Raw genomic sequence first — 13337 nt, forward strand, 5'->3', positions numbered from 1 at the left:
CCCGGCCCGCACCCGCGTGCCAACCTCCCCCGGTGCTCACATCACGCCGTGACCTGCTTCGATGGCAATTCGACCTGACCTGGTCGCTCGCCGGGATCCATTTCGACGCGCTGCGGCCCGAGGATTTCCTCTGGGAACCCGCCGAACTCACCTGGACGGTACGCCCCGGCGCCGACGGCGTGTGGCGGCCGGACTGGGCCGACACCGAACCCGACCCCGTGCCCGTCCCGACGATCGGGTGGCTCACCTGGCACATCGGCTGGTGGTGGGGCACGGCCATCGACCACGTCGAGGGTCTCACCCCGCCCGCGCGGGAGGACGTGCACTGGCCCGGCGACGGCGCCGCGGCCATCGCCTGCCTGCGCGATCTGCACACCGAGTGGGTGCGCGTGCTCGGCGGGTTCACCGAGGCCGACCTGGACCGCCCGTCCGCCTACCCCTGGCCCGCCGACGCCGGGCTGAGCATCGCGCACCTGGCGGCCTGGGTGAACGCGGAGTTGATGAAGAACGTCACGGAGATCGGCCACCTCCGGATGCTTCGCGCGGCGTCGCTAGCCTGAAGGCATGACTGACGAGCTCGACGCCTCCGTACGCGAACTGGCCGACATCCCCGCGGTCGAGGTGATCAGCCGCGCCGCCGTGATGCTGATGAGCTCGGCGGCGGAGAAGCTCGGGTTGGCCGACGAGGACCCGGACAACAGCCCGCGCCGTGACCTGGACGAGGCGCGTCGCGTGATCACCGCGCTGGCCGGACTCGTCACCGCGTCGGTGGAGTACCTCGGCCCGCACGCCGGACCGATCCGCGAGGGGTTGCAGTCACTGCAACGCGCCTTCCGCGAGTCCTCCGCGCATCCCGACGAGCCGGGTAAAGGTCCGGGCGAGAAGTACACCGGCCCGGTCTACTGACGAAGACGTCCTCGGGGCACCAGCCCACCGATACTTCCGAGCGCGGCCGGAATTGTGAACGAAACACATATGGCGACAACGATGGTTAGGAAATTTCCCAACGATTAGGGCACAGTGAGCCCATGGCTACTCGGATTCTTCTCGCTCCCGGATTCTGGCTCGGTGCATGGGCGTGGGACGAGGTCGCACCCGATCTGCGCCGGCGTGGCAACGAAGTACAGGCGCTCACATTGCCGGGCCTGGATGCCGCGGACTCCGATCGGTTGTCGGCCACCCTGGAGTCCCAGGCACAGGCCATCATAGACGCGGTGCCCGCGGGCGAGACCGTCGTGCTCGTCGCGCACTCCGGCGGCGCGGCGCCCGCCTATCTCGCCATCGACCGCGCCCCCGAGTTGTTCCGGCGGGCGATCTACGTCGACAGCGCGCCGCTGCCGAACGGCTTCGTCATCAACTCCGCGCTGGACGTCGCCGCGCGCGAATGGGTCCTGCCGGAATGGTCCGAACTGGAGGCCGAGGGCAGCAGCTTGACGGGCCTGGACGAAGCCGCGCTGGCGCGCTTCCGCGAACGCGCCGTGTCGGAGCCGGTATCCGTCGCGGCCGCACCGCTGCGGTTGAGCGATTCGGCCGCGCGGCTCGCGGTCCCGACCACCGTGATCTGCAGCAGCATGACCGCCGAGATGGTCGAGAAGCTGCGAGACAACGGTGAAGCCCCCATTTTCGCCGAACTGGCCCGAATCGACGCCGAGTACGTCGACCTGCCGACGGGCCACTGGCCGATGTGGTCCAAGCCGAAGGAACTCGCCGAACTGATCCACACCATCGCCAACCGCTGACGACGAAAACGGCGCGGCTCCGGACGAATCCGGGCCGCGCCGCACGGACGTCGGGTCAGCCGACCGCCGCGGTCTTCTTCACCGCCCGCCTGGTGGCCTTCGCCGCCGCCTTCTTCGCCGGAGCCTTCTTCTCGGCGTTTCGCGGCGCGGGGGTCGGATTCAGGACCTCTTTCAGGAACTGGCCGGTGTAACTGTCCGCGACGGCCGCGATCTCCTCCGGGGTGCCCTGCGCGACCACGGTGCCGCCGCCGGAGCCGCCTTCGGGCCCCATGTCGATGACCCAGTCGGAAGTCTTGACGACGTCCAGGTTGTGCTCGATGACGATCACGGTGTTGCCCTTGTCCACCAAGCCGTTGATGACGTTGAGCAGCTTGCGGATGTCCTCGAAGTGCAGACCGGTGGTCGGCTCGTCGAGGATGTACACGGTGCGGCCGGTGGACCGCTTCTGCAGCTCGGCGGCGAGCTTCACCCGCTGGGCCTCGCCACCGGAGAGGGTCGGAGCGCTCTGACCGAGACGCACATAGCCGAGCCCGACGTCCACCAAGGTCTTGAGGTAGCGGTGGATCGAGGTGACCGGCTCGAAGAATTCGGCGGCCTCCTCGATGGACATGTCCAGCACCTCGGCGATGGTCTTGCCCTTGTAGTGCACCTCGAGGGTTTCCCGGTTGTAGCGGGCGCCGTGGCAGACCTCGCACGGAACGTAGACGTCCGGCAGGAAGTTCATCTCGATCTTCAGCGTGCCGTCACCGGAGCAGGCTTCGCAGCGACCGCCCTTGACGTTGAACGAGAACCGGCCCGGCTGGTACCCGCGCACCTTGGCCTCGGTGGTGGCCGCGAACAACGTGCGGATCTTGTCGAAGACGCCGGTGTAGGTCGCCGGATTCGATCGCGGGGTACGGCCGATGGGCGACTGGTCCACCTGCACCAGCTTGTCCAGGTGGTCGAGCCCGTTGACCCGGGTGTGCCTGCCGGGCACCTGCCGCGCGCCGTTGAGCCGGTTCGCCAGCACCGTCGCGAGGATGTCGTTCACCAGAGTCGACTTGCCCGACCCGGAGACGCCCGTCACGGCGGTGAGCACCCCGAGCGGGAAGGCCACATCGACGCCCTTGAGGTTGTGCTCGCTGGCCCCGACGACGGTGAGTTGCCGCTTCTTGCTGACCGGACGGCGTACCAGCGGCACTTCGATCCGCTCCCGGCCCGACAGATACGCCCCGGTGAGCGAGTTGGGGTCGGTGAGCAGTTCTTCGTAGGGCCCGCTGTGCACCACGGTGCCGCCGTGCTCGCCGGCGAACGGGCCGATGTCGACCACCCAGTCCGAAGCACGGATGGTGTCCTCGTCGTGCTCGACCACGATCAACGTGTTGCCGAGATTGCGTAGCCGGGTGAGGGTTTCGATGAGCCTGCGATTGTCCCGCTGGTGCAGGCCGATGGACGGCTCGTCGAGCACGTAGAGCACGCCGACCAGGCCGGAGCCGATCTGGGTGGCGAGCCGGATCCGCTGCGCCTCGCCGCCGGAGAGCGTGGCGGCCGCGCGGGACAGCGTCAGGTACTCGAGGCCGACGTCCAACAGGAAGCCCAGCCGCGCCTGCACCTCCTTGAGCACCTGCCCGGCGATGGCGGCCTCGCGCTCGCCCAAGGTCAGCGAATTGAGGAACGCGGAGCACTCGCCGATGGACAGATCGCTGACGTCGGCGATGGACTTCTTGTCGCCGTTCGCGGCGATGGTGACGGCGAGGATCTCCGGGCGCAGCCGAGCGCCGTTGCACACCGGGCACGGTATGTCGCGCATGTACCCGTCGTAGTGCTCTTTCATCTGCTCGGACTCGGTGTTCTCCATGCGCCGCTGCAGGAACGGCATCACGCCCTCGAAGTCCGCGTAGTACGACCGCTTGCGCCCGTAGCGGTTGGTGTAGGACACGTGCACCTGGTCGGCGCTGCCTTCCAGCACCGCCTTGCGCGCCTTCGGCGGCAGATCCTGCCACGGGGTGTCCATGGAGAAACCGATCGCATCGGCGAGACCGGACAGCAGCCTGGTGAAGTACTCGGCGGTCTGGCCACGCGACCACGGCGCGATGGCGCCGTCGTTCAGGCTCAGCGCCGGATCGGGCACCACCAGTTCCGGGTCGACCTCCTTGCGGATGCCCAGGCCGGTGCAGTCCGGGCAGGCGCCGTAGGGCGAGTTGAACGAGAACGAACGCGGCTCGAGGTCCTCGATATCCAGTGGATGGCCGTTCGGGCAGGCGAGACGCTCGGAGAAGCGGCGCTCCCGGTCGTGCGCGTGCTCGTCGCGATCCACGAAGTCGAGCACCACGATGCCGTCGGCCAGCCGCAGCGCGGTCTCGATCGAATCGGTCAGGCGCTGCTTGGAATTCGGCTTCACCGCCAGCCGGTCGACCACGACCTCGACGTCGTGCTTCTCCTGCTTCTTCAGCTTCGGCGGATCGGTGAGCGGATACACCACGCCGTCGACCCGCACGCGGGAGTAACCCTGCGTGTTCAGCTGGTCGAACAGGTCGACGAACTCGCCCTTGCGGGTGCGCACGACCGGGGCAAGCACCTGGAAGCGGATGCCCTCCTCCATGGCCAGCACCTGGTCCACGATCTGCTGCGGCGTCTGCTTGGCGATCAGCTCGCCGCACACGGGGCAGTGCGGCGTGCCCGCCCGCGCGTACAGCAGCCGCAGGTAGTCGTAGACCTCGGTGATGGTGCCCACGGTCGAGCGTGGATTGCGGTTGGTCGACTTCTGGTCGATGGACACCGCGGGCGACAGACCTTCGATGAAGTCGACGTCGGGCTTGTCCATCTGGCCGAGGAACTGCCGCGCGTACGCCGAGAGCGACTCGACATAGCGCCGCTGCCCCTCCGCGAAGATCGTGTCGAAGGCCAGACTCGACTTGCCGGAGCCGGACAGACCGGTGAACACGATGAGGCTGTCGCGGGGCAGGTCGAGATCGACACCTTTGAGGTTGTGCTCCCGAGCTCCGCGCACAGTGAGGCGTTCCGCCACAGGTCGTCCCTTCTCCTTCGTGTTCGACGTCCGGACATACCCCCGGCCGCCATGCTAGGCATGAGCACCGACAAGTTTCGCGGACCGCCCGTCACCTCGACGAATGGCGGGAATCCGGCGGCCGGACGTTACGTGATCGAGCCGGGAAACAGGCCAGGACGCCTCCGTAGCATCGCCCTCCCGGCATCCCTGGTCAACAGTGCGACTGCGCTCGCCATTCCCCGGCCGCCCGCCGTCACGGTGCCGCGCCCGCACTTCCGGGAATTCGCAGACCCGAGGGGCGGTGCGGGGCTACCGAGTCCGGCAAGGCTCGCCATGGTCGCCGCCGGAGTGCACCTGGCGCTCATCACCCTGGTGGTGTGATGAAGAACATCGGCACGGCCCCCGGTACCGTCCGTCGAGTACGGGTTCCCGGCGTGCGCGCCAGTCCGCCGACTAGACTGAACTCGCTGTGCGCACCCCATCGGCCTCCTGGGCTCCTTCATGACGGACCTCACCCCGCACCTTCCGTCAACGGTGCTCGACACCCTGCGCGCCATCGTGCGCACGGCCACCCGCCTGGTCGATGCCCGCTACGGCGCGCTCGGCGTCCGCGGACACGATCGCCAGCTGGTCGAATTCATCTTCCAGGGCATCGACGACACGACACCGATCCACATCGGCCGCTCCCCCGAGGGACAGGGCGTCCTGGGACTGCTGTTCCTACATCCGGAACCGATCCGGCTGGACGATCTGTCGAAGCATCCCGCCTCCGTGGGTTTTCCGACCCACCATCCTCCGATGGGCAGCTTTCTCGGCGTCCCGGTGCGGATCGGCGAGGAGATATTCGGCAATCTCTACCTCACCGAGAAGGCGGGTGGGCAGCCGTTCACCGACGACGACGAGGCCATCGTGCTGGCGCTGGCCGCCGCGGCCGGTATCGCCATCGAGAACGCCAGGCTGTACGAGTCCGCGCGGACCAGGCAGGCCTGGATCGAGGCGACCCGCGACATCGCGACCGAGTTCCTCGCCGGCACTGCACCGGACCTGGTGCTCGCGCAGGTGGTCGCGCGCGCCCGCGCGCTGACCGGCTCGGAGCAGGCGCTGCTGGCCGTGGTCGCGCCGGCGACGCCGCCCGACGAAGCGACCGAACTCGTTGTCGCGCAATGGTTCGGCCCCGGAGCGGGCCCGCAGCGGGTACGTATCGCGGGCACCGCCACCGGCACGGCGTTCACCGAGCGCGCGCCGGTGCAGGTCGCCGATGCCGGGTCGGTCGATCTCGGCGCTCCGGTCGGCTCGGCGGGGCCCGCACTGGTGCTGCCGTTGCAGACCGCCGATCTCATGCTCGGCGTGCTGATCATCGTGCGTCCGCCCGGGTGTCCCCCGTACCCCGGCGAACTGGTCGAGCTGACCGCCGCGTTCACCGACCAGGCGGCGCTGGCCATGCAATTGGCCGAGACGCAGCGCAGGATGCGCGAACTGGACGTGCTCGCCGACCGCGACCGCATCGCCCGTGATCTGCACGACCACGTCGTCCAGCGGCTGTTCGCCATCGGGCTCGGGCTGCGGGCCACCGCCGCGCGCACCGACGATCCGGAAGTGCGGCAACGACTTTCGGCCGAGATGGACGGTTTGCAGGAGGTCGTGCAGGAGATCCGCACGTCGATCTTCGACCTGCACGGCGGTGACCCGCTGCGGCGGCGGCTCGAGGACGCGATCCGCCAGCAGACCGCCGACGGCGCGTTCCGCACGAGCGTGCGCTTCTCCGGACCGCTGTCGGTCGTGGGCGACGCCCTCGCCGATCACGCCGAAGCCGTGGTGCGCGAATCGGTCAGCAACGCGGTGCGCCATTCCGGTGGGAACAGACTGGCCGTCGAGATCACCGTCGACGACGAGCTGACCGTCCTCGTCGAGGACAACGGCACGGGCATGCCCGCGGACGTGACGCCGAGCGGACTGGCCAACCTCACGCAGCGCGCGAGCATGTCCGACGGCCGATGCACGGTGGGTCCGGCCGAGGGCGGCGGCACCAGAGTGCACTGGTCCGCGCCGCTGGCCTAGCGATCAGGCGGGTACCACGAGCGCCAGATCGCCGTCGTGCCGCCGGTACAGCAGCCCGCCGCGGCCGTTGCCCGGGTCGGTGCAGAACAGAAACGGTAATCCCTTGCGGCACAGATCCTTCGCCGCGTCAGCCGGATCGAGGCACGCGGCGGGATCCGCGTCGACGACGATCGGCGGGGCGCTCATGGCCACCTCCGGTGACCGGATCGGCGGATGGGTCGCCCCTTGGCGGACGAGCCGCACGCCGGGCTCCGCCCAGTGCACCACCGCGTCCTCACCGGTCTCGGCGTCGGTGAACAGGTGGGCGCCGTAATCCATGGCGTCCAGGACCTCGACCGCTTCGGCGGGCGTGCAGGTGGACAAGGCACACCGCTTACGGCGGACGATCGGGCGCGGCTCGCCGGCCCGGGCAAGTGGAGGTCGGCCCGGATCGGGCCAGGTCCGCGCTTCTCCCCTGGCCAGCCGGGCCAACTGGCGGTCGAGGCGCTCGGCGGCGAAGGTCACCGCGAACCCGCGCGGCCCGGTGACCTGGACCCGGGTGACGACCTCCCGGTTGCGGACATCGACCTGCACCACCATCGGCTCGGCCGCGTCGGGCGGGGCGCTCATACGTACCCGGGCGGGCGCGTCGAGATGATGTCTGCGCAGGACGCGAACGATCGCTCGCACCGCCCGCGTGACGTCCATGGCGGGCACGTCACCGCGCGTGGTCACCGCCACTTCCGGTTCCGCGGCCGTCGTCCAGTGGTCCGATGCGTATCGCAGCCCCGGTGAAACCATCCGCAATGCCCCGCTTCCCAGATTCGATCCGTCCCCCCTATGCCAGCACCGCATGGGTGTCGCGAACAGGGCCGAAAGTCCCATCGGCGAAAAGCGTTGACTCCGGCGCATTCCGGGCTCGTCGAAACCGACCGGGCCGAACGTCTCCGTCGCGCATCGCGGTCGCCCGAGCGACGCTCAGGCGGCGCCGAGCACCACGACGGAATTGTTGCCGCCCATGCCGAGGGAGAGCTTCGCGGTGAGGCCGCCTTCGAACGGCGCCGGGCCGTCCAGCAGCCGCGGATGCGCGGGCGCGACGATCGGGGCCGCGGGCACGATGCCCCGGTCGTAGCCGAGCGCGGCCACCGCCACCTCGACGGCGGCCGCGGCCCCTTGGCAATGACCGGCCAGCGGCTTCACCGCGTAGATGTGCGGGCGGTCGGCGAACAAATGCTCGAGCAGATGGTGTTCGGCGACATCGCACTGGCGGGTTCCGGTGCCGTGCGCGTTGAAATAGCGCACGTCCCCGGCGGCGACGCCCGCGTCGGCGAGCGCGCGGCGGGTGCAGTCGAGGATGTGCTCGTGCGTCGGGTCGACCGAGACGACGTGGTAGCCGTCGTTGGACATGGCTCCGCCGAGTACCGCGGCATACGGCCGATCGGCCGAACGGGTCAGGACGAACGCGACCGAGGCCTCCCCCATGCTGAACCCGCGGCTGCCCTGCTGGAAGGGCCGGCACGCGTCCAGCGGTTCGGCGTCGGTGATCGCGGCGCCGAGCCGGACGAAACTCTCCACCATGTCCGGGGTGGCCGACAGGTCGGTCGCCACGAAGAGCACGTCGTCGGCCATGCCCGCGTCCAGCCAGAGTTTCGCGGTGATCAGCGCGACGTTGGCGGAGCTGCACGCGGCGGAGACGTTCATGGCCGGACCGTGGAAACCGAACTCCTGCGTCAGCATCGAGACCGGCGTGGACGGCAGCAGCCGCAGGTAGTCCCTGGACCGGCGATCGCCCCCGTCGACGAGGTAGAAATCGCGCCAGTTCACCACGTCGCCGAGCACGATGGCGTGCAGCAGCCCGACGGTGCGGCCGGGCCGCCAGCCGCGGTCGCGCGCGTCCGCGACGGCCTCCCGCGCGGCCTCGTGCACGGCGCGTCCGTAGCGGCTGGGGCTCACCTCGGGGTCCCCGCCGTCGGGGACCAGCGCGACCCACGCGTCCTCGTCGCGCCCGGGGCCGTAGCCGCGTTGCAGCGATGCCGCCGACTTGCCGCTGAGCAAGCCTTCCCACAATCGCTCACGTCCCCACCCGTACCCGGTGATCGCGCCGATCCCGGCGATGGTCATATGATCTCGGTGCCCCGGATCGAATCGGAACCGCGTGGCGGTGTTCGGGTCGGTGCCCGGCATGTATCGCTCCTTCACCGGCTCCCCGGGCCGACCGAGCGGTCTGCCCCACCTCGACGCAGGAACCGGGTTCAGTAATGATCGCCGGATCCGACCCGAGAACGTGCCAGTACTGTGATCGAAGCAATACCGTCGACGATGTGATCTTGTACACGTCGATACAAGAATAATCCCGTGTTCCAATGGCCATAATGGGGTCGATGATCGGGGGTTCGAGTGGGTGACGACAAGCTTGCCGCCGCGGTCGACGCCGCCGAACAGCTGGCCGCGCGTTACCGCTCCCTGGTCGAACACACCCCGGACGGGATCTGCGTGCACGAGCGCGGCGTGGTGGTCTACGTCAACCCCGCGACCGTCCGCCTGCTCGCCGCCGAGAACGCCGAGGAGGTCGTCGGCCGTCCGCTGACCGACTTCGTCCACCCCGCTTCCGTCCCCTCGATGCTCGATCGGATCAGCACCCTCACCACCGCGGGCGCGGCCTCGGCGCCCACCGAGATGACGCTGATGCGGGTGGACGGCGGCACGGTCCCCGTTGAGACGGTGTCGGTGCTGACCGCCTGGCACGACCGCCTCGCCTACCAGGTGGTCATCCACGACCTCACCGCCCAGCGCCACGCCGAAGCCGCGCAGCGCAAGGCCGAGCACTACTTCACCACGGTCGTCTCCCAGTTGGAGGAGGGCGTGGTGGTGATCGATCCGGAAGGCCGGATCGAGTCGATGAATCCGGCGGCCAAGCGCATCTTCGGCACCGAAGGGCCCGACGGGCACGTGATCGGCCGCACCATCCAGTCGCTGCCGCTGGTGCTGCTGGACGCGAACGCCCAGCCGCTGCCGCCGAGCCGCCATCCGGTGGCGCGCACCCTGGCCACGGGCGAGACCATCACCGGCTACGTCTTCGGGGTCGACCGGGTGGACGGTCAGCGCCGCTGGTTGTCGGGCAGCAGCCGCCTGCTCAATCCCGGCGACCCGCGCTCGTCGGCGGTGTCCTCCTTCGCCGACATCACCGAATTCCGCGCCAGCAGAAGGCAGCTGGAGTACCAGGCCACGCACGACTCGCTCACCGGGCTGGCCAACCGTTCGCTGATCCTGTCCCAGCTGGCCGCCGCGCTGGCCAGTACCGATGAACTGTTGCCGGTGTCCACCGTGCTGTTCATCGACCTGGACGGGTTCAAGGCGATCAACGACACGCTCGGGCACGCCATCGGCGACACCGTGCTGCAGATCGTGGCCCAGCGTTTGCAGCGCGCGCTGCGCGGTGACGACATCGTCGGCAGGCTGGGCGGCGACGAGTTCCTGGTGCTGTTGTCCGGCCGCACCCGGCGCGTCGACATCGAAGCGCTGGTGAACAGACTGCGCTGCACCATGGCCGAGCCGATCATCGCGCGCGGGCACCGGATCGAGGTCAACGCCTCGATCGGCGTCACCGAACTGCGTGCGGGCGACCGGCGCAGCCCAGAGGCCGTGCTGCACGACGCGGACCTGGCGATGTACCGGGCGAAGCCGCCCGGTCACCGAGAAGGGGCCGTCACCAAGGGCCGCAGGCCCAACAGCACCCACGCGTCCTGACCGCCCCATGATCGTCGAACACGCCCTGCTGCCGGTTCGCCCCGAGCGCGCCGCCGAGTTCGAGGCCGCCTTCGCCGCGGCGCGGCCGATCATCGCGAGCATGCCCGGCTTCCGGTCGCTGTCGCTGGCGCGCGGCGTCGAGTCGCCGGGCAGTTATCTGCTCCGGGTGGAATGGGACCATCTCGACGATCACGTCACCGGATTCCGCGGCTCTCCGGAATATCAGCGCTGGAAGGACTTGTTGCACCACTTCTACGACCCGTTCCCGGTGGTCGAGCACTTCACGCCGGTGCCGCTGACCGCGGCCGAGGACGCCTGCGTCGCGTCGCCCTCGACCAGACCTGCGGTTACGGCGCGGCCTGGGCAACCCCAGTAGAATCGACAACTCTGCTTTCCGAGCGTTCACCTACCCCGCCGGGTAGTGTGCTCGCGGCTCTTCGCGGTGACAAGGAGTTCAGTTTGCCCGACCTCACTCAGGACCGTGCCGCCCACGACGGCGCACCCGAGCGGACCCGCGAGACCGATCAGGAGCAGGCGTACCTGTCGGTGCTGTACGAGCGGCTGGACGAGATGCGCGCCTACGCGCGCAACCGGTTGCGCACCGTGCTGCTGGAGACCGGCGGCACCCCGCAGGCTCGCAGCGAACGGGAGTCCTTCAGCCAGCTGTACTCCGAGGACCTGGCGAAATACGACGCCGCCGAGCACGGCCTGTGTTTCGGCCGCATCGATCTCGACGGCGCGCAGGAGGCGTACCGCTACATCGGCAGGATCGGCATCCTGGACGAGAAGGACGACTACGAGAGCCTGCTGCTGGACTGGCGCGCCCCGCTGGCGCGGCCGTTCTACCTGGCCACCACCGCAGCGCCGGACGGCGTGACCCGGCGCAGGCACATCCGCTCGCGCAACCGCAAGGTCACGGCGATCAACGACGAGTACCTCGATCTCGAGGCCGCCCGCCGGGCCGGCGCCACCGACACCGACGGCGGTGTGGGCAGCGAGAGCGCGCTGCTGTCGGCGCTCAACGCCGCCCGCACCGGCCACATGAACGACATCGTCGAGACCATCCAGCACGAGCAGGACGCGATCATCCGGTCCGAGCACAAGAGCGTGCTCGTCGTGCAGGGCGGGCCGGGCACCGGCAAGACCGCCGTCGCACTGCACCGCGCCGCCTACCTGCTCTACACCTACCGCCAGCAGCTGGCCAAGAGCGGCGTGCTGATCATCGGCCCGAACGCCACCTTCCTGGACTACATCGGGCAGGTGCTGCCGTCGCTCGGCGAGACGGGCGTACTGCTGTCGACCATCGGCGATCTGTACCCGGGCGTGCGGGCGGCCCGTGAGGACTCGCTGCGCGCGGGCGAGATCAAGGGGTCGCTGGCGATACTCGAGGTGCTCAAGCAGGCGGTGCGCGACCGCCAAGAGGTGCCCGCCGAACCGATCCGGCTGAGCTTCGACGGATATCCGGTCACGCTGGACCGCAAGATCGCCACCAAGGCGCGCGGCCGCGCCCGCTCTTCCCGCAGGCCGCACAATCTGGCCCGGCCGATCTTCGCGAGCTCGGTGGTCGACGCGCTGACCGACCAGCTCGCCCGGACCATGGGCGCTGACCTCTCCGGCGGGCCCAGTCTGCTCAGCTCCGCCGACCTCACCGAGATCCGCGACGAGATGCGCGCCGACCCGCAGATCCAGGCCGCGATCGCCGAGCTGTGGCCGATCCTGTCTCCGCAGGAGGTCCTGGCCGACCTGCTCGCCGACCCGAAGCGGCTGGACCGGGTCGCTAGTTCGCTGGACCCGGCCGACCGCGCCGAACTGCTGCGGCCGGACAACGGCCAGTTCAGCGCCGCCGACGCGCCGCTGCTGGACGAACTGGCCGAACTGCTCGGCGTAGACGACACCGAGGAACGCGAACGCGCCCGCCGCCGGTGGCGCGCCCGGATCGCCGAAGCGCAGGACGCGTTGGACATCCTCACCGGCTCCGCGCCCCAAGACCTCGAGGACGACCTCGACCCGGAGATCCTGATGGCCTACGACCTGATCGACGCGAGCCAGCTTGCCGAGCGCCAGGACGTGCGCGCCCGCCAGACCACCGCGGAGCGCGCCGCGGGCGATCGCACGTGGACCTACGGCCACGTCATCGTGGACGAGGCGCAGGAACTGTCGGAGATGGCGTGGCGCATGGTGATGCGGCGCATTCCCAACCGGTGGGTCACCGTGGTCGGCGACGTCGCCCAGACCGGCGACCCGGCGGGTACGTCGTCGTGGCAGCGAATGCTCGAACCGTATGTCGCGTCTCGGTGGAAGCTGACCGAACTCACCGTCAACTACCGCACCCCGGCGGAGATCATGGACGTCGCGGCCGATGTCCTCGCGGCCATCGATCCGACGGCGTCCGCACCGCGCTCAGTCCGCGAAACCGGCGTCGTACCGCAGGCATACCGGGTCACGCCCGGTGACGTGCACGCGGAGGTCGCCCGGCTCGTCGCCACCGAGACCGGGCCGGGCACCACGGCGGTCATCGCCCCGCACGCGCTGGTGGCGCGGCTGGCCGACCTCGCCGAGGATTCGGTGCGGGTGCTGACCGTGCACGAGGTGAAGGGTTTGGAGTTCGACGCGGTCTACTTGGTGGAGCCGCAAGGCATCCTCGACGAATCGCCGCGCGGGCTCAACGACCTGTACGTCGCGGTGACCCGCGCCACCCAGCGGCTCGGCGTCGTGCACAGCACGGATCTGCCCGGCGTGCTCGACCGGCTGCGCTGACGCCCTCGGCGCCCGAGAACGACGAAAGGCTCCGTGCCGCATCGCTATTCGCGAGGGCGACGGAGCCG

The 13337-nt window shown here is 69.6% G+C and carries 11 protein-coding genes; 8 read left to right on the top strand and 3 right to left on the bottom strand.

What is annotated here, in order from left to right:
* Positions 1–32: 32 nt before the first annotated feature.
* The 3 genes from K8O92_31300 (at position 33) to K8O92_31310 (ending at position 1739) form a co-directional block, all read left to right on the top strand.
* Positions 33–560 carry a DinB family protein gene (locus tag K8O92_31300; GenBank protein ID UAK32143.1) on the top strand — a complete coding sequence of 176 codons (528 nt, stop codon included), beginning with the start codon at positions 33–35 and terminating at the stop codon, positions 558–560.
* Positions 561–564: 4 nt separating this feature from the next.
* Positions 565–906, top strand: coding sequence for a DUF1844 domain-containing protein (locus K8O92_31305; GenBank protein UAK32144.1), 342 nt, complete (start codon positions 565–567; stop codon positions 904–906).
* A gap of 122 nt (positions 907–1028) precedes the next feature.
* Entirely contained in the window at positions 1029–1739 is a 711-nt protein-coding gene (locus tag K8O92_31310; protein ID UAK32145.1) for an alpha/beta hydrolase, read from the top strand.
* A gap of 55 nt (positions 1740–1794) precedes the next feature.
* Here K8O92_31310 and uvrA read toward each other — a convergent pair whose 3' ends face one another.
* On the bottom strand, positions 1795–4746 hold the full coding sequence (uvrA, locus tag K8O92_31315) for an excinuclease ABC subunit UvrA (protein ID UAK32146.1): 2952 nt from the start codon (positions 4744–4746) through the stop codon (positions 1795–1797).
* A gap of 60 nt (positions 4747–4806) precedes the next feature.
* On the opposite strand from uvrA, the gene K8O92_31320 reads away from it, so the two are divergent.
* Both K8O92_31320 and K8O92_31325 read left to right on the top strand, forming a co-directional pair.
* Positions 4807–5109 carry a hypothetical protein gene (locus K8O92_31320; protein UAK32147.1) on the top strand — a complete coding sequence of 101 codons (303 nt, stop codon included), beginning with the start codon at positions 4807–4809 and terminating at the stop codon, positions 5107–5109.
* Between the two features lie 120 nt (positions 5110–5229).
* On the top strand, positions 5230–6786 hold the full coding sequence (locus K8O92_31325; GenBank protein ID UAK32148.1) for a GAF domain-containing sensor histidine kinase: 1557 nt from the start codon (positions 5230–5232) through the stop codon (positions 6784–6786).
* Positions 6787–6789: 3 nt separating this feature from the next.
* On the opposite strand, the gene K8O92_31330 is transcribed toward K8O92_31325, so the two are convergent.
* Together K8O92_31330 and K8O92_31335 are read right to left on the bottom strand one after the other, a co-directional pair.
* On the bottom strand, positions 6790–7566 hold the full coding sequence (locus tag K8O92_31330; GenBank protein ID UAK32149.1) for a sigma 54 modulation/S30EA ribosomal C-terminal domain-containing protein: 777 nt from the start codon (positions 7564–7566) through the stop codon (positions 6790–6792).
* A gap of 177 nt (positions 7567–7743) precedes the next feature.
* A complete protein-coding gene (locus tag K8O92_31335) occupies positions 7744–8886 on the bottom strand; it encodes a 3-oxoacyl-ACP synthase (GenBank protein UAK36054.1) in 1143 nt (380 codons plus the stop codon).
* A gap of 276 nt (positions 8887–9162) precedes the next feature.
* On the opposite strand from K8O92_31335, the gene K8O92_31340 reads away from it, so the two are divergent.
* The 3 genes from K8O92_31340 to K8O92_31350 all read left to right on the top strand — a co-directional run bounded on the left by K8O92_31340 (position 9163) and on the right by K8O92_31350 (position 13269).
* On the top strand, positions 9163–10512 hold the full coding sequence (locus K8O92_31340; protein ID UAK32150.1) for a diguanylate cyclase: 1350 nt from the start codon (positions 9163–9165) through the stop codon (positions 10510–10512).
* 7 nt (positions 10513–10519) lie between these two features.
* Positions 10520–10888, top strand: a complete 369-nt coding sequence (locus K8O92_31345; protein UAK32151.1) for an antibiotic biosynthesis monooxygenase — start codon at positions 10520–10522, stop codon at positions 10886–10888.
* A 164-nt stretch (positions 10889–11052) separates the two neighbouring features.
* The gene (locus tag K8O92_31350; GenBank protein ID UAK36055.1) at positions 11053–13269 is read left to right on the top strand and encodes an AAA family ATPase; all 2217 of its coding nucleotides are present in this window, start codon (positions 11053–11055) and stop codon (positions 13267–13269) included.
* Positions 13270–13337 lie beyond the last annotated feature (68 nt).

This window comes from Nocardia asteroides (genome assembly GCA_019930625.1).
Classification (GTDB): domain Bacteria; phylum Actinomycetota; class Actinomycetes; order Mycobacteriales; family Mycobacteriaceae; genus Nocardia; species Nocardia sputi.